Here is a 26,232-nt window from a genome sequence, read left to right as displayed (position 1 = left end):
TCCGTGCGCGCGTCTTTGACACCTAATACACACACAAATTTACACTTGCAGCCCCAAATTGGAGGAGAACGTGGTCGACGACCCGACGCTCCGCCCACCGCGCGGCGCATTGGAGTTACCCATGACAAAGAAAATGCTTATCGACGCCTCCCACCCGGAAGAAACTCGCGTGGTGATCGTCGACGGAAATCGAGTTGAAGAATTAGATTTTGAGAGCCGCAATAAGCGCCAGCTGCGCGGCAATGTTTACCTCGCCCGCGTCACGCGCGTTGAGCCATCCTTGCAAGCCGCCTTTATTGAATATGGCGGCAATCGGCATGGCTTCCTCGCCTTTAGCGAAATCCATCCTGACTACTACCAGATCCCCTATGAGGACCGCATGGCCCTTATCGAGGACGAAGAAGCTGACGCGGCTGAGATTGAGAAAGAGGCCGAAGAAGAGGCTGAAAAGCCTAAACGTGGCCGTCGCCGCAAAGCCAGCTCTGCCAAATCAAAATCCAAAGACATGGATGATGACGACGCAGATGACGAAGATCTGGATGATGAAGACGAGTCTGATGATGACGAAGACGAAGATGATCGCGACGAAAACCTCGACCCTGATGAAAATGACGCCAAAGACGCCGACGATGCGGAAGTGGCTGAGGAGCAAGTAAAGGTCGCCTCCACACGCCGGAAGCGTCAATCGCGCCGCCGCTACAAAATCCAAGAAGTTGTCAAGCGCGGCCAAATCTTGCTTGTCCAAGCCGTTAAAGAAGAGCGCGGCAATAAAGGCGCGGCGATGACGACTTATCTGTCGCTCGCGGGACGTTATTGCGTCCTAATGCCAAACACTCCGCGTGGTGGCGGGATTTCTCGCAAGATCGCCAATGGGTCTGACCGCAAGCGTCTCAAGACCATTATGTCGGGTCTGGACGTGCCGCAAGGCATGGGCGTGATTGTTCGCACAGCGGGCGCCAAGCGCAACAAAACCGAAATTCAACGCGACTATGATTATCTCTCCCGCTTGTGGTCTGACATTCGCGAGTCGACGTTAAAGTCGATCGCGCCAGCCTTGATCCATGAGGAAGGCAATCTGGTTAAACGCTCTATCCGCGATCTCTATAATAAGGACATTGAGGAAGTCTTGGTGGAGGGCGCAGAGGCGTATAAAACCGCCAAAGCCTTCATCAAAATGCTGATGCCGAGCCATGCGAAATATATCAAAGAGTACAAAGAAGACATCCCCCTCTTCCTGCGCTACGGCGTCGAACGGCAGATTGAAGCCAGCCTCGATAGTGTCGTGCAGCTGAAATCTGGGGGCTATCTTGTGATCCATCCGACAGAAGCTTTGGTCTCAGTTGATGTGAACTCGGGTCGCAGCACCAAAGAACGCAATGTCGAGCGCACCGCGCTTCGCACCAATTTGGAAGCGGCCGAAGAAGTCGCACGACAAATGCGTCTGCGTGACCTAGCGGGGCTGATCGTGATTGACTTCATCGATATGGATGAAAACAAAAACAATCGCGCCGTTGAGAAGAAGATGAAGGAGGCGCTTGAGCGTGACCGCGCCCGCATCCAAACCTCTCGCATCAGCCAGTTCGGCTTGATGGAAATTAGTCGCCAACGTCGCCGCCGTAGTCTGCTGGAAGGGTCAACAGCGCATTGTGAGCATTGCTCTGGTGTTGGCCGTAAACGCACGATTGAAAGCTCTGCCCTCGCCGCGATCCGCGCTGTGGAAGAGATCGGCGTTCGCGGTGCTGCTAAGCGTATCCGCCTGAAAACATCGCCAGATGTTGCGCTTTACCTGTTTAACGAAAAGCGGAATTTGCTGGCGCATGTGGAGCAAAACTCTGACGTGTTCACAGAAATTTTGGGCGATGAAGACATGATCCGCCCCGCTTACGAAATCGAAGTGATCGAGAAGCGCGGTGGCAACACTGTCGATCCGCTTGACGAGATCGAGAAAGAATTCCGTCGTCAACGCAATCAACCGAAAAAGGCCCGTAAACCTGATCCAGAGGATGAGGACGAAGCGGATGATAGCGATGACAAGTCTGAGAAGAGTAACCGCTCTGACAGCTCTGACGAAGATCGTAAGTCCGGTAAACGTCGCAGCCGCCGTGGCCGCCGTGGGGGGCGCGGACGTGATCGCCGCAAAGAAAATGCTGAGGATGGATCAGAGGAACAGGCTGAGGCAAAATCTGCGGACAACTCCAATGAAGCGTCAGATAATGACAATAGCTCTCGCGGGTCGGACGACAAGCCCAAGCGCGGTCGTCGTCGCAAAGCACCGTCTCGCAATAAATCCGATGATGCGCCAGAAGTGAAAGCTGACGAAACCGAGGCGAAACAGATCGAGGATGATAAACCGTCCAAACCGTCTCGCCCGGGTCGTCGCAAGGCGCCGTCTCGCAAAACGTCTGAAACTGACACAGCAGACGCTAAGCCGAAGCGGACTCGCAAAGCTCCTGCAAAGAAAGCGCCTGCGGATAACAGTTCCGAGGAGACGCCAGCAAAAGCCGTAGCGAAAACTTCGACCCGCCGTCGCAAAGCTCCGACCAAGACCAGCGACAGCGCATCAGAAGATGCGCCGAAACCTGCTGCGAAAAAAGGGCACCCGCGAAGAAGAAAGCGCCTGCTAAAACGGCAGCCAAAGACGCAGAGGACGCGCCAAAGAAAGCGCCTACTCGTCGGAAAGCTGCGCCTAAGAAAGCCACTGCCAAAGTTGAGGCTGACGCCCCAGCCGCAGAAGAAAAGCCGAAGCGCACACGCAAGGCGCCCGTCAAAAAAGCAGCCCCCGCACGCAAAGCGGCACCTGCCAAGAAGACGGCACCTAAGGCCAAAGCGGCCCCAAAAGCTGATGCTCCGAAAGCTGAAACAGCTAAGCCTGAAACGCCGAAAGCCGAGCCGAAAGCCGAAACCGTCAGGACACGTCCTGGCACACGCAAAGCCCCCGGTAATCCAAGCAAAGATTCGGCGTCATCTGACGACAAGCCGAAGAAGAAAAAAGGCTGGTGGAACCGCTTAACCTCTGGCGAATAAGACGGAATTCAGGTCTCATGACAATGTCGTGATGCCTGCTATTTGCGCTGCTTTATGACGTCTGCGTAACTTGACGGATTTGCTTAGCTTTGGGACAAGCTGGCATGACAGTTTTTGCTTCACGCTTGATCGATTCCCTGAAAGTCTTGGCTTTCGTGATGATCTGTTCTTTGCTGCCTCTCAGCCAAGCTCACGCGCAGTCACTCCTGCGCGATACTGAAATTGAAGCCACGCTCCGCGATTACACGGACCCCATTCTTCGGGCCGCCGGTCTGAACCCCTCCAGCGTTGATATTTACCTCGTCAATGATGCAAGTTTGAACGCTTTCGTGACACGCGGGCAGAACATATTTCTCCATAGCGGCTTAATCTTGGAAGCCGATAATCCGAACCAGCTTAAAGGCGTGATTGCGCATGAGGCAGGTCATATTGCAGGCGGGCATATCGTGCGGTCTGACTACGGAAACCGCAGCGCTTATGGTGCAATGCTGATCGCAGCCGGTGTCGGTATCGCGGCGATCCTTGCGGGCGAAAGCGGAGCGGGCGCGTTGATCTTGGGCGGCTCCACCCAATTTGGCGGCATCGAAGCCCTTGCCTATTCCCGCGTCAATGAAAGCGCTGCTGATCAATATGCCGCTCAATATATGGAGCGCACACAACAATCCTCTGCAGGTCTGATCGCGTTTTTCGAAAGATTTCGGGCACAGGAGGTTCTGTCCCAAGCGCGCCGCTATCCCTATTTCCGCGGGCATCCCCTGTCGGCAGACCGTATTGATGCTTTGCGCGAGAAAGTGGCGGAAAGCCCCTACACAGCGAATGTCGATAGTGATGAGGACATGCATGCCCACGCCATGATGCAAGCCAAATTGCGAGGTTTCTTGGAAGGGCCGCAACTTGTTTTCTCTCGCTATCCTGAAACGGATCAGTCAAAGCCTGCGCGATATGCGCGATCTGTTGCCTACTTTAAAGCGGCTGACCTGAAAAACGCGATCCGTAATATTGATAGCCTAATCGCGGAAGAGCCGAACAATCCCTATTTCCACGAGTTGAAAGCACAAATCCTGCACGAAAGTGGTCAGGGCGAAGCTGCCATAGCGCCCGCGCGTGAAGCCCTTCGCCTTGCGCCGGATGCGCCGCTGCTGAAAGTCTCGCTGGCGCAATCTTTAATTGATACGCGTCAAACGCAAGAGCTGGACGAGGCGATTGATTTACTGAAATCTGCTCAGCGCCAAGAGCCTGATAATAGCTATTCATGGTACCTCTTGTCTCGCGCTTACGGACAGGTTGGCAATGAGCCCTTGGCGAAATATGCCACGGCGGAACGTCATTATGCTATTGGCGACATTGCAAGTGCGCGGTCATTTGCCCAGCGTGCACAAGAGGACTTGCCCCGCAACTCTCCGCAATGGCGTCGGGCATCAGATATCATCGTCGTCGCCGACACGCAGCTCGCCAAGAAACGCAGCCAACGTCGCGGACCAAAGCCCCTCACTGTCACCTCACAATATCGTTAGACCGAAAGGTCTTCCTGCCAAGCCCACTATTCGTTAAGGGCTTTGCGCTATAGCGACCAAAATTCGATTGATTTGAAAGTGAATATATTATGTTCCGCACCACAAAACTTCTGCTCTCCTCCGCCATAATCTTTGGCATGCTGGGTGTATCCAGCTGCGCCGAGGCTGGCCCTGGCCCTGACATGAAAAAAGCAGATGTTGAGCGCATCATCCAAGAGTATCTTATGGAAAACCCAGAGATCATTCGCGAGGCCCTGATCGAATTGGACAAGAAAGAAGACCGCGCCGCCCTCGCCGCTGTGTCTGACGCGCTGAAGAACGATCCGCGCGATGTGTCAATCGGCCCCAAAGATGCCAAGGTCACCATCGTCGAATTTTTTGACTATAATTGCGGCTACTGCAAACGCTCAACCGAATGGGTCAAAGAGGTGATGGAGAGCTATCCAAATGATGTACGCATCGTCTTCAAAGAGCTACCGATCCTAGACGGTCGCACAAAGACATCCCGCAATGCCGCGCTTGCAGCTTTGTCTGCTGCGCGCCAGGGTAAATATACGACAATGCACTTCTCGCTCATGAACGAGCGGAGCCTGACAATTGATCGCGTCCGGAAACTGGCAGAAGAGACTGGCTTGGACATGCGGAAATTTGACGCCGACATGAAAGACGTGGCTTTGGCGAAGCAAATCGAAGACACGCTCCTCCTCGCCAATCGCATCCCCTCCCTGACAGGCACCCCGTTTTTTGTGATCAATGACGAGTTTGTGTCAGGTGCCGACACGAATAAGCTGCAAAACCTGTTGGATGAAGCACTTGAAAGCTAGGCGACGAAATTAGGGGGCGTAGACTGTATAGGTCACGTCCGCTGATAATTTCCCGACCCCCATAGAGAAGTCATAATTATTACCGTTGATTGGCGCACCGCGCAGGCGGTAGACGCTCGCAAATCCTGCGGCTTGCTGCGCGATCGAACCGTTGAGCCGCGCGGTTCTGCGTCCGCCGTCAAAGACTTTGACAGGCCCGCTGGATAAATCGTTCAACGTATCGCCATTGCTATTGCCCAGCACCACACCGCCTCCACCCACAGACGGGCTTTGCGCTCGTTGCCCGATAGACGGCGAAGCTGGCGTGATTTCGAGGAATTGATAGGTGATGTTCTGGTAGCCAAGCCCCATGAAATCACCGCTCGCGGACAGATTAGATGCGCTGGCATAAATATCAAAGGCTGCATTGCTAGCCACGAAGAACCACGCAAAGCGCACCTGATTGCCGAGCAAATCGATGTCCGTATCATCATCGACGCCAAAGGCTGTATAGCTGTCATTGGCGTCCAGCATCTGAAAGCTTGGATCGTTATTGTAAGCGCCGCCAAAGGGCTGCCCCGTCACTTGAAATGGCCAGCCGCCGCTATCGCCATTACTGATCGGATCGAAGGGGAAGTTCACGGCCACGCCGTCTTGCGCAATAATGTCATTGCCCGCTGAGCCACTGGCGACACCCTCCAGCAAGACGAAGTCATTGACGATTGGCGCTTCCCACGCATTTTCGTAAAAATCACTGCCTGAGAAAACGATGACGACTGGCCCCGCGCGAAAAAACGGGCGATCAATCACCGCGGCCAATGTGGGCAAAGACACAACGGCGCAAAGTCCAATCCCAATACCGAGTCGCGATAAGGCGCGCCGCGTATTATATTTAAAGCCAGCCATATTTCCCTGCCAAAATTCCCAACTCTTGCTCTTACAAGAGATATAGTGCTGTTTTGGTGCAAAGAGGGTTAAGGCTCCGTTATGACGCAGACTGTTTGAAGCATGTTGCTAAATAGAACAAATCATAAACATTCATTGACAAATACTCTGATACGCGACAATTATAGCGTTGAGGAGTCGCATTCATGCCTAAGCCAAATTCAGTATTTGTCTGCCAGTCCTGTGGTTCGGTCCACGGAAAATGGGCGGGGCGCTGTGATGCGTGCGGCGAATGGAACACACTTGTCGAAGAAGCGAAGAGCCAAAATGCGCTACCCGCCCACAAACGCAAAAAAGGCCGAGGTCTGGAATTTGTTGATCTAGGCGGTGAAAGCCGCGATGTCCCGCGCCTGACCACGGGGATTGCGGAGCTTGATCGTGTCACAGGTGGCGGCTTGGTGCCAGGATCTTGTATCCTCGTTGGCGGCGATCCAGGTATTGGGAAATCGACATTATTATTGCAAGCCACAGGGCAGTTGGCCGCGTCTGGCACTAAGACATTTTATATCTCTGGCGAGGAAAGCACGGGGCAAGTGCGCAGGCGCGCAAAACGCTTAGGCGTGTCGGATACACCTGTCTCGCTGGCCGCCGAAACATCGCTCACGCCAATCCTTGACGGCTTGATGAGCCAAAAACCGGATGTTGTGATTATCGATCTCGATCCAAACGCTCTGGACAGATCAGCTCGGCGCAGCCCCTGGCACGGTCGCGCAAGTGCGCGCTTGTGCGCAAGAGTTAACACGCTTTGCCAAGAAAACTGGGGCGTGCGTGATCTTGGTCGGGCATGTGACCAAGGACGGACAAATTGCGGGGCCGCGCGTGGTGGAACATATGGTCGACGCGGTTCTGTATTTCGAAGGCGACCGCGCCCATCAATTTCGTATTCTGCGTGCGCATAAAAACCGCTTCGGCCCAACGGATGAAATCGGCGTGTTTGAGATGCGCGAGACTGGCTTGTGCGAAGTACCAAACCCGTCAGCATTATTCCTCGATGGTCGTGGCGAAAACTCCAGCGGGGCAGCTGTATTTGCAGGGCTGGAAGGCTCGCGCCCTGTGCTGACAGAAATTCAAGCGCTCGTGGCACCTGCCGCTTTTGGCACACCCCGCCGCGCCGTGGTCGGGTGGGACGGGGGGCGACTGGCTATGGTGCTGGCTGTGTTAGAGGCGCGTTGCGGGATCAGCTTTGCGGGTAAAGATGTTTATTTAAACGTCGCGGGCGGGCTGCGGATTTCCGAACCAGCTGCAGATTTAGCCGTAGCTGCGGCTATCGCCTCCTCCGCGTTTGATATGCCGCTTCCACCTGATTGCGTGGTATTTGGCGAGATCAGCTTGTCAGGCGATGTGCGCCCCGTTGGACGATCAGAAGCCCGGTTGAAAGAGGCTGCAAAGCTTGGATTTACCCGCGCGATTGCACCCAGCCCGATCAAATCACAAGAAAATGACAATAGCGCACTGCCAATCATTGCAATCAAGACTTTGACAGACCTCATTCGCCGTGTAGAAGCCAGTTCAGATAATGGCCTAGATCACCCCAGTAGCTGGGCCGCATAATGATATAGGAACGGCCTAATATGTCCTTGAACCTGATAGCAGTCGCTCAGCTGTTGAACCTCGGACAAGTTGTCAGCGTTGGATCATGGAATTTCAACGGGTTTGACGTTGGCGTCCTAGTTATTTTGCTTATTTCGCTGCTCTACGCAGCCTCGCGGGGGTTTTTGCGCGAAGTTACGTCCCTGCTCGCACTCTTGGTTGCGGCGGTCATCACACTTTTCATCTGGGGACAGTTCCGATTCGATCTGCAAGGTGTCATTTCACCAAGCTGGCTCGCAGACGCGATCCTTGTCGGCGGCGCGGGCATGCTCAGCTATCTGCTCATGGTGTTTTTACTCTCAGGCATTGGAAAAAAAATCGCAGGCAAAGAGGTGGGCTTATTGGACCGCCTCCTTGGCGCAGGATTTGGGGTAGCGCGCGGGTTAGTTCTCTGCTCCCTGTTGGTCATGGTGCTAACGTCCCAACACCGCGCCAGTAATGAAGCCGTTCAATTTCGGGAATATATCCGCACCGAAAACATACCCCAAGAGATGATCGACAAAATGCCCAAATCTATGCGAGATCAAATGAACGCGGCACCAAAACCGTTACCAACGATGCTAGAAGACTCGACCTTTTACCCTTTACTAAACCGTATTGCAGACGCCATTCGGGCTCTACCATTTGCAAAAATGCGATCTTATGCTGACCGAATCAAAGACGGCGAATTTGAAGCGCTCGCCGAAGACATTGACAGAGCGGGAGACGCCCGATGACGAAGACCTTCTTCCACAGCGATAACTCCACGATATCCGAGGACGACTTTATGTCAGATAATCCCAGCTGCTATATCGACCCGAATGAGGACAAGATCAAAGAAGAGTGCGGCGTGTTCGGCATTTTCGGCATGGAAAACGCGGCCTCCATGACCGCGCTCGGCCTTCACGCTCTCCAACATCGCGGGCAAGAAGCCTGTGGAATTGCGGCGACGGATGGCTCGAAATTTCACACAGAACGTCACCTGGGTCTGGTCGGCGATAACTTTACGGGCGCTGATCCGTCCGAACGCCTGCCTGGGCATATCTCAATCGGCCACAATCGCTACTCAACGGCGGGCCAGACAGTATTGCGCAATGTGCAACCCCTGTTTTCTGAATTGCATACGGGTGGCTTCGCGCTGGCCCATAATGGTCACATCACCAACGCTTATACAATCAAAGAGCAACTGGTTGAAAAAGGCGCGATTTTCCAATCAACGTCTGACACCGAAGTCGTGATCCACCTGATCGCGCGCGCTCAAGGCGGAGAATTTATTGACCGCTTCGTCAACGCCATTCGCCAAGTCGATGGGGGTTACGCATTTGTAGGAATGACGAAAGACGGATTGTTTGGTGCGCGGGATCGTTTCGGTATTCGCCCACTCCTCATTGGCCGCCTCGGCGATAGCTATGTCTTAGCCAGTGAGACCTGTGCCTTTGACATGATCGACGCAGAGTTCATTCGCGAAGTCGCACCAGGCGAAGTGGTCGTCATCAATAGTGACGGTATTCGCAGTTTTACAGCGTTCCCCAATGCAGAGTCGCGGCCTTGCATCTTTGAGTTCGTATATTTTGCGCGCCCTGATAGCATTGTGGACGGCAAGAGCGTGTATGAAGTGCGCAAGCGGATGGGCATGCGCTTGGCGCAAGAGACGCCTGCCGATATTGATGTTGTTATTCCCGTGCCCGACAGTGGCGTCCCGGCAGCGATTGGATTTGCGCAAGAAATGGGTGTCCCGTTTGAATTGGGCATTATCCGAAATCACTATGTTGGGCGGACATTTATTCAGCCCACGCAAGCGATCCGCGATATGGGTGTGAAGCTGAAACATTCTGCCAATCGCGCGATGATCGAAGGCAAGCGGGTCTTGCTCGTGGACGACTCAATCGTACGGGGGACAACGTCGACAAAGATTGTACGCATGATCAAAGCGGCGGGCGCCAAGGAAGTTCACTTCCGCTCCGCCTCCCCGCCCATCAAATTCCCTGATCATTACGGGATTGATATGCCGACTAAAGAGAAGCTAATTGCGGCGAATTACAATCTCGATGCGATGACAGAAATGCTGGAAGTTGACAGTCTCGGCTTCCTTTCTGTCGAAGGGCTCTATTGGGCGATGGGTGAGAAACTTCGCGCGGAAGACACGCCGCAATATACCGATCATTGCTTTACTGGCGAATATCCGACGCCACTGATTGATCGCGATCGGAAGCTGCTAGGCGGCAATCAGCTCTCATTTTTGATCGAGGTCGCGTAAGTAACATGGCAGATTTATCTGGACGGATCACCCTCGTCACGGGGGCATCGCGCGGTATTGGCTATGCGGCGGCGAAGGCGTTGGCCGATGCAGGCTCTCACGTGATCGCGATTGCACGAACACAGGGCGGGCTGGAAGATTTGGACGACGCGATTACGTCATCAGGGGGATCTTGCACACTCGTACCTATGGATTTGCGCGATTTCGATGCGATTGACCGCCTTGGCGCTGTCATTGCAGAGCGTTATGGAAAGCTGGACGGCTTGCTGTCCAATGCGGGCGTATTAGGCGATATTACGCCAGCCCCGCATGTGACACCCAAGGACTGGATGCGTTTAGTGGACGTTAATATTACGGCCCCCTATCGCTTGATCCGCTCATTTGATCCGCTTCTGCGCGCGTCCGATGCTGGTCGTGCTGTCTTCGTGACGACATCAGTCGCTCAGACCCCGCGGGCATATTGGGGCGGATATGCAGCAACAAAAGCTGGGATGGAGGCATTCGTTTCGATCTATGCGCAAGAAACTGAAATCACGCCGCTAAAGGTCAATCTGCTCAACCCGGGTGGTGTCCGCACGGCAATGCGGGCGAAAGCTATGCCAGGGGAAGATCCGTCGCACTTGCCAGATCCCGCAGATGTTGCGCCCCTGATTGTAGATATGCTCTCGCCAAGCTGGGACACAACAGACCAGCGAGTTAATTTCCGCGAGACGCCCCATTATAAGGGCTAATTTTTAAGTATAATGCGATAGCGGGCTTTGCCTGATTCCAATCGTTCAATCGCTTTGTTAACGTCTTTCATATCGAAATATTCTACCATCGGCTTAATGTCGTGACGGACGCAAAATTCTAGCATCCGCGCCACCATGTCCGGCGAGCCCGTATCAGAGCCGCCAACTGACTTCTGTCCCATGATCATGGAAAAGGCTGGGATCCCCATGGGTTCCGCAACCGCACCAACCGTGATCAACTTACCTTGCGGCGCCAGCGCAGCCATATAAGCGGGCCAAGCGAGGCTCGCATTTACCGTGCTGAGGATGAAATCATATTTTCCGCTCAGTTTTTTTAACGCGTCTTTGTCCTTTGTATTCACGATCTTGTGTGCGCCCAGCTCTCGCAACTCGTCTTCCTTATCCATACTCGTCGTGAAAGCAGTAACTTCGCAGCCCCAAGCCCGTGCAAATTGCACGGCCAAATGACCAAGCCCGCCAATGCCGATTACGCCAATACGGTCTGTCGGCTTGAGATCAAAATCCATCATTGGCGCGAAAACTGTAATGCCGCCACAAAAGAGCGGCCCTGCACTATCTGCATCCAAGCCGTCAGGCAAAGGCACAGCCCAAATATCGCGGACGCGAATACGGTCTGCAAATCCGCCGCGTCCCGCAATCGTTATCGTCAAACTCGTGCAGCGCTGCTGGCTGCCTGACAAGCAGGGCGAGCAGTGCATACAGCTGTCTGAATTCCAGCCTACACCGACCATTTGACCGACCTTGAGATGGCTCACACCCTCTCCCATCGCAACGATTTCACCAATCGCTTCGTGGCCTGGCACCAGTGGATATTGACTGGCTCCCCAATCATTATTGATCATAGAGAGATCAGAATGACAGACGCCGCAGGCCTGAATTTTAACCTCGACTTCATTGTGACCTAGCGGGCCCACCTCAAATTCAAAGGGCTCTAAGTCTGCGCCTTCGCTGTGGGCGGCGTAGGCGTGTATGGTTGTAGATGTCGTCATGGCGTTAGCTCCAGCTTTGGGGGTCAAAATCGAACAAGTCGTCGACGGTCTCCCCTAATGTATGCGCGAGACGGAAGGCGAGTTCCAGTGACGGCGCATATTTATTCGCTTCAATCGCGATAATGGTTTGCCGCGTCGCGCCTACCCGCTTGGCCAACTCGACTTGAGTCATATTCGTGCGCGCCAGGCGGATACGCCGAATATGATTTGTGATCTGTGTTTTTTTACCGCCCATGATCTATTTTCGATACGCCAGAATTTTGGTGATCTGTTTAAAAAGGTCTGCCAAGTAACTGATCGCGGCGAGATAAAAAATCATCTCGACAGGCTTGATGACAGAAATCGGTCCCGAATACGCTTGGCCCGCCATGTATTGCAGCAATAAGGTCACTAATATTGTGCCGACCCCAATTTGCAAAAACATATAGCCGTTCTGACTGCCCCGCCGCGCGATCTCTACATCGCGCTCGTCTTTTGCCGCAGCCTCATTTCGTGACCGAACTGCAAATATTGAAGCGATCACGGCATGAAGAATGATGGTCACAACGACTATCTGGAAGACCACAACACCCAACTCTGCGGGTTCGAAATGCTCGGGCTTGAATTGCCAACCATAGGCCATCTTCTGCCAGAAATAGATAAACACAGCACCGTCCGCGAGCAGTGTAATCCAAGACTGCCGCTCTGGCTCGCTCATATCTTTAATACGGGTCATATCTGTCTCCTTTATACGTGTCTGTCGACATAGGCTGGCACGCCTAATGTTAAATATGTTTGACATGAATAGGTGGGGAAAGATGAAATGTAAAGTATTTTTTACGTAAAAGAAGTTAGGCATTATCCCCTTGGCATACGGTGATGTTTGTGCTATATAATAAGCATGAAACAGAACGTCCTAGCATTTTTTAAACAATTTCCCGACGATGACACCTGCCTAGAGCACTTGTTCGAAGTTTCTTACGGTCAAGGCCATGAATGTCCTAAGTGTGAGCGTGATGCCAAGTGGTATCGCATTAAGTCCGAGAAGGCGTTTTCTTGCCAGTGGTGCGGCCATCATATTCACCCAATGGTCGGGACTCCGTTTCAGCAGTCACGTACTTCGTTGCAATTATGGTTCTTTGCAATCTTTCTCTTCATTAAATCCCGCAATGGCGTCTCTGCCAAAGAGTTAGAGCGTCAATTAGGTGTCACCTACAAGACTGCATGGCGCATGGGGCATGAAATTCGTAAGCATATGGCTGGCGTTGACGGTGAAACGCCGCTAGGCGGCATTGGCAAGATTGTTGAGGCTGACGAGACATATATCGGCGGTTATGAAAAAGGGGCTATGGGCGGCAAGGGCAAGGCTATCGTGGTGGGTCTTGTCGAAAAAGATGGTGACGTAATGACATTCGTGGTTCCGAACCGTAGTCAAGCTTCACTTGTTGGACCGATCTTGAATAATGTTCACGCTGGAACGACAATTCATACTGATACTGCTGGGCAATACACTGCGCTAAAGCACTTTGAGGAATACACGCACCTAACCGTTGATCACTCTATCAGCGAATATGTTGGTAAGGACGGGCAGACAACTAACACTATTGAAGGATTTTTCTTCCACTTAAAACGCACAATCAAAGGCACCCACATTTGGGTATCACCTAAGCATTTGCCTAAGTATGCGAAAGAAGCGGAGTTTATGTATAATCGCCGTAAAGCGCCAAACACTATGCTTCCCGATCTTCTTTCGACTTTCCCTTTGCAGACATGGACTTGAGGACTTTTTCGAAGTCTCTATCTTCGATTTCATCGCCCTCATGTTCGGCTATGAAATCCTTCATGGCTTTAGGGTCTTTTTGAGCTTGCTTAAGTGTCGTCATTAGCGGCGCGACCTCTCTAAAATACCAAAAAGATTAACGACTGTAAGAAATCTGCAAAACACGTAAATGGATGAAGCGACGATGAATGAGAAAATGACATAACCCAAAGATAACCCGCTTGTCACAGGAATTGAAGGATATACGACTAACAAGGGAAGGCAAATAGCTGAAAGCGCTAATGCCAAATAAACCGTAACCCTTACGTAGTTTCGCGCGAGACGAAAAGCCTCTGTGTCCTTTACCGCCTTTATGAAACCCTCTGATCCAGACAGAATAAAGGCGTAAATACCAAACAAGAATGCGCTTTGAATAGAAGACCAATCAAAAATTGCAGCATAAAATGCGCCCACTTCCCATTGCTCGCCTGCGAAAACGGAACCAACTCGCGCTGGAAACATAAAAAGGCAAACTAATGTCGTCAAAGACAGTATTAGAGCAAAATGTCTTTTGAAGAGTTTCACAAAATCAATCAGGCTTGTTTTGCGATCGTAATGGAGACTTGTGTTTATCATAACTTTTCTTGGCAAACTCTATACGCTTTTCTCGGTTTCCGATAGGGTCATTATCAGGAAGGTCTAATTCACCTGTTTCGCGGAGCAACTCCTTGATAAAGTTATATGGGTCATGCTCTCCAAATGTGTCAGCATAAATTGCTTTTACATTGTCGCTTTCGTCTTTCAGATGAAGAAGTGATTTAATAGTAGAGACAACATTTGAGGCATCCATAGGGCTCTTTGTCGCGCGTGTTGAAATTTTTACCTCAATTTGACGACCATCGAAAAAGTCGCCCATTGTATTAAGGGTTTCAATAAAATCATTTTTAGTTGAATTAGCGTCTTCAAACTTGTGTATGCCACCCAATCTTACCCTGAAGCTCTTCACATCTGAGGTCTCTAGCGCTTTTAAAGAGTCAGTTCCGCTTACAAGTGCGTTGTGAGCGTAAACTCCGTTTTCGGCGAAATTTGACACATAAGACAACACCACGCCCGCTCTTGCGATGCGGTCAAACTGGAGGGCTAACGCTTTGGCTGAAGGGTCGTAAGCAAACACTATGTAATGGCCGAGGCGATCAAAAGGCAGTTTTTTGGTCTCATCGTCTAAGACTTGACCCGGAAGATTGCTCTCTTGGACGCGAGTGAAATCTCCATACAAGACGCCACTGCTTTCCTCTAAATGCTCAAGCCTTATCGCCACACCACTATGAAGCAGAGCCTCTCGCGATTTCATCGTCATACTAAAAATTTTCCGAAGAACATCCTCAAAACGATCAGAGTCGTGACTTGTCTCTACGTTGTAAAACCTAAGCGTAACGCTGCTGGCCATTTAATATCCCCTATAAGCTCAAATGCAGTTTGGACAAACGCACTTATAGAGTCAACAACGTATGCGAAGGGGATAACCTCCAAGAAGTTTTACCTGTTACGACGCTTGTTTTCTTTGAGCGGTTCCATGCCCTTAATGCGCTTGATGTTATCATACGGGTTTTCATCCGCTTTAACATACATGCGGATCGGGACGGCCCATAGGTCAAAGTCTTCGCGTATACCATTGATAAGATAGCGTTTATAGCTCTCTGGCAGCTTATCCGCACGGGAGCATTTTAGAACAAATGTCGGCGGGCGCGTTTTCGTCTGGCTGATATATTTTGGTTTAATACGGCGACCCTGTACGGCGGGGGGTGGATGGCGCTGCACCTTTTCGATCAGCCAATCGTTCAACTCGGACGTTTTCAATTTAGCAGACCAGTCAATTTGCACACGCTCAATGGCGGGCAGCAAGCGGTCAACGGACTTCCCTGTCAGGCCAGAGAACATGACAACAGGCACGCCTTTGAGTTGCTGCAAGCTATTGGCGGCTTTCTCGCGCAGGGCTTTGGACATCTCGGATTTGTTCTTCACCAAATCCCATTTCGTGATGCCAAGCACAAGTGCGCGGCCTTCCCGCTCACACAGATCGGCAATCTGCAGATCTTGCTTATCGAAAGGTGACTCCGCATCCATTAGAAGGACAACAACCTGTGCGAATTTAATCGCCCGCAATGTGTCTTGCACAGACAGCACTTCCAGCGTTTCGTTGACCTTTGATTTCTTACGCATGCCGGCGGTATCGTGGAATTGCACGCGACGACCTTGCCAGACATAATCAATGGTGATGCTATCACGCGTCACGCCCGCTTCTGGCCCTGTCAGCAGTCGATCTTTCCCGATCAGCGTATTGATAAGCGTGGATTTGCCCGCATTGGGACGGCCAACAATCGCAATGCGCACGGGGGCTTCCGTTGTGTCGATGACTTCATCAGGAACAGTCAGAACAACGTCGCGCAAAGCCATTTCAATTTCGTCATCCAACTCGCCAAAGCCTATATTATGCTCTGCCGCGACTTCGACAGGGTCACCCATGCCGAGGCTATACCCCTCGTTTACGCCGTGATCGCCTGCGCGGCTCTCGCATTTATTGGCAACAAGGACAGTTGGTTTGCCAGATTTGCGCACGAAATCCGCGAAAATGCGATCTAGCGGTGTCACGCCTTCGCGCGCGTCATAGACGAAAAGACAAAGATCAGCATCCATCACGGCGGCTTCGGTCTGGGTCCGCATACGTGCTTCGAGTTTCTGCCCACGCGCGTTTTCAAAACCTGCTGTGTCCATAAGTGTCAGGTCATGGCCGCGGAAGCGAGAGCGAGCTTCGCGCACATCACGCGTTACGCCTGGCTGGTCATTCACGATGGCGAGCTTTTTGCCTGCCAGACGATTGAAAATTGTCGACTTTCCCACATTGGGTCGGCCGATAATTGCCAGCCGCGCAGGGCGTGTCTCTGGCGTATCGAAATCTTCGACCGCCTCATCTATGTCCTCAAAATCATCCATATGAGCTATCGCAGCGCCACCAACTTGGCATCATCTGTCACGACATAAATCGTTTCATTGGCAATAACGGGCGGTACAAAGACGGCGTCGCTGACTTTATCTTCTGAAATAATCGCGCCAGTATAGGGGTTGATCAATACCGTATTGCCGCGGGACGATGCGAGGAAGAGACGATCCCCTGCCAAAATTGGCCCCGTCCAGACAATGCGCTTCTTGCGCTTTTTCTCGTTTTTAAACGCTGTGAGTTGTTGCAGCCAGACGACAGAACCATCGATCTTAGACAAGCAAACGACCTGCCCTGCTGTCGTGACGGAATACACAAAGTCCCCCGCGATCAAGGGGATGCCGAGCGAGCCCGCAGGCTGGCTCCAAACACGTTGCCCAGTGCGTAGGTCAAAGGCCGTCATAATACCGCTTTGCGCTGTCGCAATGACGTAGCCATCCGCAATCGCGGGACCACCTGCAATATCGTTGAGCGAGGAAAGTGGGGTTAAGCGAGCACTGGAGGCGAGCGCGTCTTGCCACAAAACGCCGCCATTTTGTACGCGCAATGCCACCAATTCTCCTGACGAGAACGGCGCGATAATTACGTCATCAATGATCGCGGGACTCGGCACGGTTAACATGCGTGCGCTCTCAATCAAGCCTTGATACGTCCAGAGGACTTCGCCCGTATTGCCGTTAAACGCGAATAACTCGTTATCATCAGAAATCGCAAAAACACGTCCATTATCAGCGACTGGCGCAGAGTGAAGCGGTGTTCGTGTGGCGCGCGACCAAATCTGCTCACCCGTTGCGGCGTCGAGCGCCTTAACAACACCGAGGCCTGAACTGACATAGATTTTCCCTGCATCATAGGTAACGCCGCCGCCAACAGATTCCTTGTCGCGGCCACTTCCGTCTGTGATCGAGAGCGGATCGCGGATGCGGTCAATGATGCCAATGCGGCCTTCACGCGTTTTTTCACGCTGAGCCACTTCAACTTTAAACTCCCACATTTCGTCGCCCGACGCCTCATTGCGAGCTGTCACCGTGTTGTCGCCGTCCATGGTATAGATCACACCATTAGCAATAATAGGCGGGGCGAGCATGCGGGATTTACCGCCAGAGCCTTTGCCAATGTCTTTGCTCCAGACTTTCTCTAGCGAGCCAGATGCGCCAGTGTGTTGCACCACATGTTGCGGGTTCCCGCCAAGCTGCGGCCAGTCGGTATTGACGTAAGCAGGCGGCAGAACGACCTGATCAGGTGTGATAGCTCCGCCGACTTGCAGCGTGTCAGATAATTCCAAAATCGAAATGCGCTCAGACTCGCCCGCCACATCGCCCTGCTCTGCTTTTTTGTCAGCATCGCTTTTATCAAACGGGTTAATCGCGTCCGTAACTGATCCAATCGTCGAGCAGGCCGAGAGAAGCAGAGCCGCGCTCACGCCTAGAAAGATATGCTTATTCATTGGGTGTCTCTTCTTCGTCAATATCTTGGGCATCAGTATCTGGCATCGTGTCTGGCGAGGCCAGAACAGGATCAGGTGACGCCATAGTGTTCGTGGGCGCTGGGTCTTGCATCAGGGTCAAAGATTGCTTCGCGCGCTCTTTGATTGTCGCGGGAACACCAGGCACCGTATTAAGATAGCCAAACTGTTCACGCGCTTGCTGCGCATCGCCAGTTTCTGCTGCGGCAAAGCCCAGCAATTCGCGGGCAAGGAATTCATAAGGCGCACCTGTTTCAGTCAGCGGCCCCACACGACCCACCACATCTTGATAGGCCCCGTCACCCGCAAGGATATAGGCGGCCTTTAATTGCGCGAGTTGCTTGTGGCGCGGCGCTTCAAACTTGTCAGCCGCTTGATCATAAAGGCTCACGGCCTGGGCACGGTTCCCGCGCTCTAGCTCTATGATAGCCGCCCGCATCAATGATAGACCTGCATAACCTTGCGGCGCGACAGAGGCGAGTTCCGTAAATTGCGAGACGGCTTTATCAACTTCGCCCTGTCCTGCCAAACGCGCAGCATCGGTATAGCTAGCCGACGTTGCCCGAGCGGCGCGGTCTTCGCTATATTCGCGCCATTCAAGGTAACCTGTGCCAATAACGATAGCGGCAATTATGGCCGCTATTAACGGCCCATATTTCTTGAGAAGATTGTTATAGTCGTCCTTGCGGAGTTCTTCTTCTACTTCATTGATAAAATCGACCACGAAAGGCTCTCATATGATAGGGGATGACTCGGCATCCAGTTTGTCGCGGAACCTAGCCGCGCACGCCCTCGCTGACAACCGCTAAGGGCATTACCTCTTTGAAATGATATGCGGAAATTTGGAGGCTATTTAAAGCGGTAAAGATTGGCCTCACCCGGGAAAGTGCGGGCTTTCACGCCCTTGGCATAGGCTTTGACCGCCGCCTCCGTCTGCGCGCGCTGATCTCCAAATTTTTTGACAAATTTTGGGACGCGCTCGAACATACCTAACATATCAGGCGTGACCAAGATTTGACCGTCACATTGCGCTGATGCACCGATGCCAATCGTTGGGATTGTCACGGCCTTCGTTACTTCATTTGCGAGGTCTTCTGACACACCCTCAACCACAACGGCAAAGCTACCTGCTTCGGCGGCGGCTTGGGCGTTCTCAATAATTTCCTGATAAATTGCGTCCGTGCGGCCTCTGGCGCGGAACCCGCCAAGGACGTGCATGGATTGCGGGCGCAGACCGACATGGCTCATCACTGGAATACCGCGCTCCACCAAATAGCTAATTGTCTCTGCCGCGTATGAACCGCTCTCGATCTTGACGGCTTGGCAGCCCGTTTCCATCATGACGCGAGAGGCATTTTTGAACGCTGTGATCGGGCTGTCCTCATAAGAACCAAACGGTAGATCGACAACAACAAGCGCTTTTTGCGACCCGCGCATCACTGCTTGGCCATGCAAGATCATCATATCCAGTGTGACGCCAACGGTGGACGGCATACCGTGGACAACCATCCCCAGGCTGTCGCCGACCAAGATCAAATCGCAGTGGTCATCTACAATGCTCGCCGTCGGGGCGTCGTAAGCCGTCAGGCAGACGATCGGATCGCCGCCCTTACGCGCCGTGATCTCTGGTGCCGTGATACGACGCGCTGTATTTTGTGCGGACATAAAACCTCCTAATTACAGAGGGTTGTATGGCGATTATCCTACAAATCGGCAAGCGCTGTCTTTGGAAAGTCAAAGATCGGGTCTGCGCCTGCACGGATTTGCTCTAGCTGCGCCTCTGCTTCTGGCATGACCGATAGCGCGTGATAGCGGGCGAGAACAGCCATATTCGGCGCGTGTGCGTCCCCTGCCAACGTGCCGCGTGCAACAGCCTTAGTCAACAGCGCACCCGAAATCACGAGCGAGCATAGCGTTTGATAAGGTGTGGCGACGGAGAGCGCGTCTTTCTCGCTGGCATTAAGTAGAATATCTGTGGCGACTGACAGTGTCTCAATCCCGTTGGTCAGAGCGCGAACACAGACATCCAGCCCTTCGGCTTGGTCTGCTTCGATATTGATATGCTTCAAATCAGCTAGCAAGGCACGCATTGCTTCGCCCCCGTCGCGACGAAGTTTGCGGCCGACAAGATCGATCGCTTGAATACCGTTTGTGCCTTCATAGATCGGTGCAATCCGCGCATCGCGATAATGTTGCGCCGCCCCCGTCTCTTCGACAAAACCCATGCCTCCGTGAATTTGCACGCCCGTGCTAGCCACAGACACACCGGTATCGGAGCCGTAAGATTTGGCAATTGGGGTCAGCAACCCTGCCCGCGCATGATCGCCGAGATCATCTGCTGCAGCTGTCGCCATGCCAATCGCGCGCGCGCCCATGAGCCGTGTCTTCATATCAATCAGCATACGCCGTACATCGGGATGGTTGATAATCGGGTCTGTTGGGTCACTCTCAATCGGGCGGCCTTGGACGCGGTCATTCGCATAATCCAGTGCGGCTTGATAGGCCCGCTCTCCGATCGCGACGCCTTGCACGCCCACAAAAAGCCGCGCTTCGTTCATCATGGTGAACATGCAAGCCAAACCGCGATTGACTTCCCCAACGAGCCAACCCTTCGCGCCTGAGAACTCCATCACACACGTCGGAGACCCGTGGATGCCGAGTTTATGCTCTAACCCGATGGGATAAAAGTCGTTGCGATCACCTAGTGAACCATCTGCATTGACGAAATATTTGGGGCACAAAAATAGCGAAATTCCGCGAGAGCCTTCGGGGCTGTCAGGCAAGCGGGCGAGAACAAGGTGAATGATGTTATCTGCGCAATCGTGATCGCCCCAAGTGATGTAGATTTTCTGGCCCGTGATCGAATATGTGCCGTCGCCATTGTCTTCAGCTTTAGTGCGCACAGGCCCAAGATCTGACCCAGCTTGTGGCTCGGTTAGGCACATTGCGCCCGTCCACTCGCCCGTCACCATTTTGGGCACATAGGTCTCTTGCAAGTCTTCACTCGCATGGGCATCAATCGCCTTCACCGCTGATCCTGTCAGCATAGGGCAGAGGTCGAGCGCCATATTGGCCGCGTAGATCATTTCGTTGACAGCGGCTGACACCACGGTCGGTAAGCCCATGCCACCAATCTCAGCAGGCGTAGACAGGCTCTGCCAACCCGCTTCGACAAATGCGGCATAAGCTTCTTTGAAACCTGGGGAAGCGGTCACGTCTTTACCGTCCAAAGTCGCGGGGTTTTGATCACCGGTCCAATTTGTCGGAGCCAGCACATCGCGCGCAAAGACGGATGCCCCATTCAAAATATCGCTCACCAGTTCTGGCGTCGCGTCAGCGAATTTATCTTGCGTGATAATCTTATCGAAATCGACGCCGTGATTGAGTAAAAACTGCATAGCGTTGACGGGGGCGGTAAATGACATGAGACAATCCTTGTTCTGAAACGCTGATATGGCACGCCTTAGCTACGATTTTAAGCGTTAAAATTGACGCGGCTGCATACAGTTTAAGACTTGGGCAGTTTAAGACTTGGGCAGTTTATAACTTTTGCAGTTACGGCCATTTGGCGCAGCAGCGATATTTTCCTTGATTGCTAGAAAGCAAAGGCCATGATGCGACTATGAGATATTTTCCAGAGTTTCGATTGAACATTGCGCTGGCTTGCGCCGCTATGCTGACCCTGACAGCTTGCGGTGGCAGTGATAGTGCAACTTCGACAAACCCCGCAACACCAACGGCCCCCATTCAGCAAGTCGCGGCGAAAGAGATGACCTCGATGGAGCGCGGGCGGATCATGTTCAAACGCTGCCAGGCCTGCCACACCCTGAATGAAGGTGGGAAAAACAAGGTCGGGCCTAATTTGTGGAATGTTTACGGCGCAACAGCAGGGGCGAAGGATGGATTCGCTTATTCCAAAGCCATGGCGGCGTCTGGCGTTGTCTGGACAGAAGAGACGATGGACGCATATATCGCGAAACCTCGTGAATTTATGCCCGGCAACCGCATGAGCTTTGTCGGCATTAAAAAGGCCGAAGATCGTGCCGCATTACAGGAATATTTGCGCGCCAAAACAACGCCTGCGACTGCGCCTTAATACTCCCACCAAACTCCGAGGGTGAAACCACCCTCTTGCACAATATTTTTGCCGAGCAGTGTTTTTACATAGCCAAGCTGTAATCGCTGCCCTGCTTTATATCGATATGTAATAGAGGCGTGAGATTTGAGATAGGCTTGCGCTGGCACACGGAAGCCGAGGGCTTCTTCAGCTTCCGCATGACGCGTGTAATTCTGCAGCATTATCATCCACTTATCCGTAGGTTTATAACCCAAAGTCACGTCCAAGCTTGTGCTTTGATAGCGTCCGCCCGTTTCCATGCGCCCTGCAATTTGCGCATCGGTGAAAAAGTCACCGCGCGACGTTTCCCAGCTTTGCCCCCACAGACCGCGCAGCTCGACCATATCGCGATCTCCGCCAATATCGAGGATATTGTCCATCGGCCCGCCGTCCCAAATATAGCTAGCTTGCACCGAAATCGCCTGTCCCCGTTTTCGTTTGACTTGGTAGCGTAGCCCCAGCTCGGTCTCGTCAAAATCTTTGAATGTAAAAGCACTGTCAGGACTGTCGTAATTAATCGTTTGATAGGCCGCATTGGCGGTCAGCGTCCACCGATCGCTGACGCCGTATTCGGCGAACAAACGACTCTCAGTTTTTGAAAAATCCATGATCGGAGTGCGATCGCCATTATCGGCAAACACAAAATCTCCACTGGTCCAAAGCGACGTCAGAATGATCTGCCCGTCACCTGCGGGTTGGTTCCACGCTCCAGCAAGGGCAGGACTTGATCCCATCACCCAAAATAGCCCTGTCGCAGCGGCGCAGCGCTCGACCTGTCGAACTATTTTACCCATCCCATTGAAACATTAGGCTTTGCGTGTTCCAGCGGTCAAATGTTATAGCCAATTTATGTCATCTAAATCTTTTTCCAAACTGGCCTTTATTTCCAGCGCAAAACCGAGTGCCAAGGCTGCCTTAAAGGCACTGAGCCAGCGCTACGGAAACCACGATGCCGCTGATGCGGACGCTATTATTGCGATCGGGGGCGACGGTTTTATGCTCCACACGCTGCGGCGGCATTTGCCCTTAATACGTCGCGGATTGCCTGTTTACGGGGTGAATCGCGGCACTATTGGGTTTTTGATGAACGAATATAGCTTGGACGATCTGCCCGAGCGGCTCGCCAAAGCTGAGCCGACAACGGTTCACCCGCTCAAAATGGTGGCGCAGGCAGCGGGAGGCGAATTGACCGAGGTCGCCTTCAACGAAGTGTCTTTATTTCGTCAAACGCAACAAGCCGCACATATCTCGATTATCGTCGATAATAAGGTGCGAATGGAGAGATTAATCGCGGACGGTGTATTGCTCGCGACACCTGTTGGATCAACGGCCTACAATTTATCAGCCCATGGCCCTGTTATTCCGTTGGGCGCAGACGTTCTCGCCCTCACCCCAATTAGCGCGTTTCGTCCACGGCGTTGGCGAGGGGCGCTTCTCAAAGGCACATCCAAAGTGCGGTTTGAAGTCTTGGAACCCGTCAAAAGACCTGTGTCTGCCTCCGCAGATAATTCTGAAATACGCAATGTCACATCCGTGACGGTGGAGCAGGATTTATCTGCCTCCCTCACCATGCTGTTTGACGCCGATCACGGCTTGGATGAGAAAATCTTATTGGAACAATTCGTCGCTTAGATAGACGAAAGGTGTGACAGGCTATCTAGCTTGTCACAAAAGTCAGCCTCTATTTGGGGGCTAAATGCGATTGGGAGCGTTAGCACTCGCTCCAGCATAATTTTCTGAATTTGTTGATCTGTGAGATTTTGCCCAGACACTTGAAAGTCGCGATAAATCACGATGGCTGCAGACAGAAAGCCCCGTGACGCTTCACTCATCCCAGCGCGTTCGCAGAGCGCTTGTAAGCCTAGAGGGCCACTGTCAAACATCATAAGTCCAGCCTTCTGGATGCCGATACCCACACGTTTCGCAATCGCGATTTGCACGAAGCGCATATCGCCAACTCCTGCCGCACGCTGGATAATATCCTCTGACAATCCGCCCGCCGCATGAAGCGTTTCAACATAGCTGATCAGCGTTTTCTCTGGCCAGTCGCGTCCAACATAACTGATTAAGGCGCGCTGTTGCGTGCGATTGGCGATATCCGCAGCTTCAAATTCTGTCAGTTCGGTGTTCTGAGAAAGTTTGCGCTCTGCAGAAGACGCAGCGGCGCTGATCAGTTTCTGCACGACGTGAGCCGGCATATCTTGACGTGATAATGCCGCCTCTCGGATCATATCGTCTTGGGCATAAATCTCCGCCATATGGGCGGCGGTATCTGGTGCAATGAGAGCGCTGTCATTGGCGGCCAAATCGGCCACGGCTGCCCCGTCGCCGAAACTGACGATCGCAGAACAAATATGTGCGGATAGGCGATGGCGTTGGGCCACAGCTTTAACCTTAGCCGCCGCATTGGATTTCAAGATTAAAAGCAAATCGTCATCTGTAATAACAGGCGAGTTTTTGAGGATCGGGACTGCGATCGAGTCTATATCGTTGATCAGCTTCAGGGCTATTTTACGCGGCAGATTTGGTGAATTCTGTAAGGTCACGGCCAAGGCGCGGCGGACAATGTCTGACACATCGCGGCAAACCAAAGTCAATATTTTCTCGGCTAGTTCTCGCTCGGCATCCGTCAGGGTCACATCCCGTAATGACCGACCAATCTTCTGCACGGCCAAAGCACGCGTCTCGATATGCTGCCCATGTACAGCATCACGCACCGTTTTCTTGCCAAGCATTGTCAGTAAATTCGCTGCGATTTTGGTCACATGATCACCCTATTGATAAGGCTCTGATATAGCCAAACAGGGTTAATCAGCCGTTATTATGACGTGATCCGAAACGGTTTTAGATATTAAAAATAATGAGGAATGGTACCGCCTCTTGGTCTCGAACCAAGGACCTCCGGTTCCACAAACCGGCGCTCTAACCAACTGAGCTAAGGCGGCTCCTTAAAAAGTGGCGCAGACCTATAACAAGGACTGCGCCTATACAAGCATATTTTCGCAGTCAGAACTGACTATGTGCGAATATTTTTAAAGCCTTGCGAACCTAACTTCTCTTGGCGACGGATATATTCGTCAAGATTGCGCGCCCGCCAAGCCGGATCGGGGTGAGTTGAGAGGAATTGCGGTTGGCGCGACGGGTTATTCGCTGCCATTTTTTCCCATAATTTCACTGCCTCATAGGGATTATAGCCTGCGCGTTGCATGTAGTTCGCGCCTAGCAAATCAGATTCGGCTTCGTGTTTCCGTGAATACGGCAAAACCAGACCGATCATCGCACCGAGGCCCAAGGCTTGTGCCAAATACTGCGTATTGCGATTAGCGCTTTGCAGACAATTATTACGTGCTGCGCCCGTATATCTGTTGCATTTTTTAGACATTTGCGACGCGCCGATCACGGTTCCGCCCGCGACAGCGACTTGTGATGCCATCTGCATGGAATACCGCTCCCGCGCATGTTGGCCAGAGACGTGCCCGACTTCGTGGCCCATAATGCCCGCGATTTGGTCATCATTATCTGTAAAGTCCATCATACCCTTGTAAAATCCGACACGGTTACCGGGGAGGACAAATGCGTTTTTGGTGTCTGTATCAAAAACCGCATAGTCCCATTTTTGGTTCGAACGGTTGGCTCCTTTTGCAATACGGCCACCAATATTACGCAGGCGGTTCGTGTAGCGGGGATCTGTCGAGGTCGGAGTCTTTTGCTTCATCTCTGCCCATGACGCGGCTGCCATAGAATTAAGCTGACCTGCGCCCGGGGCAAGGCCGACAAATTGCTTGCGTACCGTCTCTGCATTTGTTGCGCAACTGACCAGAGCGGGCGACGCCATAAGCGCTCCGCCTGCAACGGCACCTTGGATAATTTTACGTCGACCCAACTCTGGCGTCGCTTTGGCGGTAGCGGGTTTCGCCTCGACCGTGTGGTTATGATTAAAACACATATTGTCCTCCAAATATTCATGCCTTGCAGCGTGTGTTCATTAATCATACCTTAAGATACGACAAAGTGACAGCGTCAAGCGCATTTTTTTACATACTGCGATACGGAACGAACCCGAT

22 protein-coding genes, 1 tRNA gene and 1 pseudogene are annotated in these 26,232 nt (G+C 52.5%); 10 read left to right on the top strand and 14 right to left on the bottom strand.

From position 1 onward, the window contains the following. Positions 1 to 121: 121 nt before the first annotated feature. From AB8615_RS04855 to AB8615_RS04845, 3 genes are all read left to right on the top strand, one after another. On the top strand, positions 122 to 3,010 hold the full coding sequence (locus AB8615_RS04855; RefSeq protein WP_418152854.1) for an Rne/Rng family ribonuclease: 2,889 nt from the start codon (positions 122 to 124) through the stop codon (positions 3,008 to 3,010). 118 nt (positions 3,011 to 3,128) lie between these two features. Further along, positions 3,129 to 4,538: a M48 family metalloprotease gene (locus tag AB8615_RS04850; RefSeq protein ID WP_409433799.1), complete on the top strand. Its 1,410-nt coding sequence runs from the start codon at positions 3,129 to 3,131 to the stop codon at positions 4,536 to 4,538. A gap of 89 nt (positions 4,539 to 4,627) precedes the next feature. Further along, positions 4,628 to 5,362, top strand: coding sequence for a DsbA family protein (locus AB8615_RS04845; protein WP_409433798.1), 735 nt, complete (start codon positions 4,628 to 4,630; stop codon positions 5,360 to 5,362). 9 nt (positions 5,363 to 5,371) lie between these two features. Here AB8615_RS04845 and AB8615_RS04840 read toward each other — a convergent pair whose 3' ends face one another. Next, positions 5,372 to 6,247: a hypothetical protein gene (locus tag AB8615_RS04840; RefSeq protein ID WP_409433797.1), complete on the bottom strand. Its 876-nt coding sequence runs from the start codon at positions 6,245 to 6,247 to the stop codon at positions 5,372 to 5,374. A gap of 185 nt (positions 6,248 to 6,432) precedes the next feature. Here AB8615_RS04840 and radA point away from each other — a divergent pair. The 4 genes and pseudogenes from radA (at position 6,433) to AB8615_RS04820 (ending at position 10,843) form a co-directional block, all read left to right on the top strand. Next, positions 6,433 to 7,837: pseudogene (gene radA, locus AB8615_RS04835) on the top strand (DNA repair protein RadA). A 20-nt stretch (positions 7,838 to 7,857) separates the two neighbouring features. After that, positions 7,858 to 8,592 (top strand): CvpA family protein, encoded by a 735-nt coding sequence (locus AB8615_RS04830; protein WP_409433795.1) that lies wholly within the window; start codon positions 7,858 to 7,860, stop codon positions 8,590 to 8,592. 50 nt (positions 8,593 to 8,642) lie between these two features. Then, positions 8,643 to 10,112 carry an amidophosphoribosyltransferase gene (gene purF, locus AB8615_RS04825; RefSeq protein ID WP_409433794.1) on the top strand — a complete coding sequence of 490 codons (1,470 nt, stop codon included), beginning with the start codon at positions 8,643 to 8,645 and terminating at the stop codon, positions 10,110 to 10,112. A gap of 5 nt (positions 10,113 to 10,117) precedes the next feature. Next, positions 10,118 to 10,843, top strand: coding sequence for an SDR family NAD(P)-dependent oxidoreductase (locus AB8615_RS04820; protein WP_409433793.1), 726 nt, complete (start codon positions 10,118 to 10,120; stop codon positions 10,841 to 10,843). Here AB8615_RS04820 and ahr read toward each other — a convergent pair. The 3 genes from ahr to AB8615_RS04805 are packed head-to-tail and all read right to left on the bottom strand — an operon-like array spanning position 10,840 to position 12,568. Then, positions 10,840 to 11,853 (bottom strand): NADPH-dependent aldehyde reductase Ahr, encoded by a 1,014-nt coding sequence (ahr, locus tag AB8615_RS04815; RefSeq protein WP_418152851.1) that lies wholly within the window; start codon positions 11,851 to 11,853, stop codon positions 10,840 to 10,842. The two genes, AB8615_RS04820 and ahr, sit on opposite strands and share 4 nt — an antisense overlap. Before the next feature lie 4 nt (positions 11,854 to 11,857). Beyond that, complete coding sequence (locus AB8615_RS04810; protein WP_409433791.1) at positions 11,858 to 12,088, bottom strand: helix-turn-helix transcriptional regulator; 231 nt, start codon at positions 12,086 to 12,088, stop codon at positions 11,858 to 11,860. A gap of 3 nt (positions 12,089 to 12,091) precedes the next feature. Further along, complete coding sequence (locus AB8615_RS04805; RefSeq protein WP_409433790.1) at positions 12,092 to 12,568, bottom strand: hypothetical protein; 477 nt, start codon at positions 12,566 to 12,568, stop codon at positions 12,092 to 12,094. A gap of 165 nt (positions 12,569 to 12,733) precedes the next feature. On the opposite strand from AB8615_RS04805, the gene AB8615_RS04800 reads away from it, so the two are divergent. Continuing rightward, positions 12,734 to 13,612 carry an IS1595 family transposase gene (locus tag AB8615_RS04800; RefSeq protein WP_409433789.1) on the top strand — a complete coding sequence of 293 codons (879 nt, stop codon included), beginning with the start codon at positions 12,734 to 12,736 and terminating at the stop codon, positions 13,610 to 13,612. Between the two features lie 568 nt (positions 13,613 to 14,180). On the opposite strand, the gene AB8615_RS04795 is transcribed toward AB8615_RS04800, so the two are convergent. The 6 genes from AB8615_RS04795 to AB8615_RS04770 all read right to left on the bottom strand — a co-directional run bounded on the left by AB8615_RS04795 (position 14,181) and on the right by AB8615_RS04770 (position 21,476). Then, positions 14,181 to 15,038 carry a hypothetical protein gene (locus AB8615_RS04795; protein WP_409433788.1) on the bottom strand — a complete coding sequence of 286 codons (858 nt, stop codon included), beginning with the start codon at positions 15,036 to 15,038 and terminating at the stop codon, positions 14,181 to 14,183. An 89-nt stretch (positions 15,039 to 15,127) separates the two neighbouring features. Beyond that, positions 15,128 to 16,582 (bottom strand): ribosome biogenesis GTPase Der, encoded by a 1,455-nt coding sequence (gene der, locus AB8615_RS04790; protein ID WP_418152848.1) that lies wholly within the window; start codon positions 16,580 to 16,582, stop codon positions 15,128 to 15,130. Between the two features lie 5 nt (positions 16,583 to 16,587). Further along, on the bottom strand, positions 16,588 to 18,033 hold the full coding sequence (locus tag AB8615_RS04785) for a PQQ-binding-like beta-propeller repeat protein (protein WP_409433786.1): 1,446 nt from the start codon (positions 18,031 to 18,033) through the stop codon (positions 16,588 to 16,590). Next, complete coding sequence (locus AB8615_RS04780) at positions 18,026 to 18,775, bottom strand: tetratricopeptide repeat protein (protein ID WP_409433785.1); 750 nt, start codon at positions 18,773 to 18,775, stop codon at positions 18,026 to 18,028. The genes AB8615_RS04785 and AB8615_RS04780 overlap by 8 nt, the downstream gene beginning before the upstream one ends. Before the next feature lie 125 nt (positions 18,776 to 18,900). Then, on the bottom strand, positions 18,901 to 19,716 hold the full coding sequence (panB, locus tag AB8615_RS04775) for a 3-methyl-2-oxobutanoate hydroxymethyltransferase (protein ID WP_409433784.1): 816 nt from the start codon (positions 19,714 to 19,716) through the stop codon (positions 18,901 to 18,903). Between the two features lie 38 nt (positions 19,717 to 19,754). Then, on the bottom strand, positions 19,755 to 21,476 hold the full coding sequence (locus AB8615_RS04770; protein ID WP_418152845.1) for an acyl-CoA dehydrogenase: 1,722 nt from the start codon (positions 21,474 to 21,476) through the stop codon (positions 19,755 to 19,757). Positions 21,477 to 21,673: 197 nt separating this feature from the next. On the opposite strand from AB8615_RS04770, the gene AB8615_RS04765 reads away from it, so the two are divergent. Continuing rightward, complete coding sequence (locus tag AB8615_RS04765) at positions 21,674 to 22,147, top strand: c-type cytochrome (RefSeq protein WP_409433782.1); 474 nt, start codon at positions 21,674 to 21,676, stop codon at positions 22,145 to 22,147. On the opposite strand, the gene AB8615_RS04760 is transcribed toward AB8615_RS04765, so the two are convergent. After that, a complete protein-coding gene (locus AB8615_RS04760) occupies positions 22,144 to 22,962 on the bottom strand; it encodes a hypothetical protein (protein ID WP_409433781.1) in 819 nt (272 codons plus the stop codon). The two genes, AB8615_RS04765 and AB8615_RS04760, sit on opposite strands and share 4 nt — an antisense overlap. Before the next feature lie 55 nt (positions 22,963 to 23,017). On the opposite strand from AB8615_RS04760, the gene AB8615_RS04755 reads away from it, so the two are divergent. Then, positions 23,018 to 23,800, top strand: coding sequence for an NAD kinase (locus tag AB8615_RS04755; RefSeq protein ID WP_409433780.1), 783 nt, complete (start codon positions 23,018 to 23,020; stop codon positions 23,798 to 23,800). On the opposite strand, the gene AB8615_RS04750 is transcribed toward AB8615_RS04755, so the two are convergent. From AB8615_RS04750 to AB8615_RS04740, 3 genes are all read right to left on the bottom strand, one after another. Further along, positions 23,797 to 24,933: a DUF2336 domain-containing protein gene (locus tag AB8615_RS04750; RefSeq protein WP_409433779.1), complete on the bottom strand. Its 1,137-nt coding sequence runs from the start codon at positions 24,931 to 24,933 to the stop codon at positions 23,797 to 23,799. The genes AB8615_RS04755 and AB8615_RS04750 overlap by 4 nt on opposite strands. 103 nt (positions 24,934 to 25,036) lie before the next feature. Further along, a tRNA-His gene (locus AB8615_RS04745) sits at positions 25,037 to 25,113 on the bottom strand. A gap of 71 nt (positions 25,114 to 25,184) precedes the next feature. Next, entirely contained in the window at positions 25,185 to 26,114 is a 930-nt protein-coding gene (locus tag AB8615_RS04740; RefSeq protein WP_418152842.1) for a M48 family metallopeptidase, read from the bottom strand. Positions 26,115 to 26,232 lie beyond the last annotated feature (118 nt).

The organism is Litorimonas sp. RW-G-Af-16, assembly GCF_048319245.1.
Classification (GTDB): Bacteria; Pseudomonadota; Alphaproteobacteria; order Caulobacterales; family Maricaulaceae; genus Litorimonas.
Note: the sequence above shows the minus strand (reverse complement) of the source record. Positions and strands in the feature narration are given on the sequence as shown.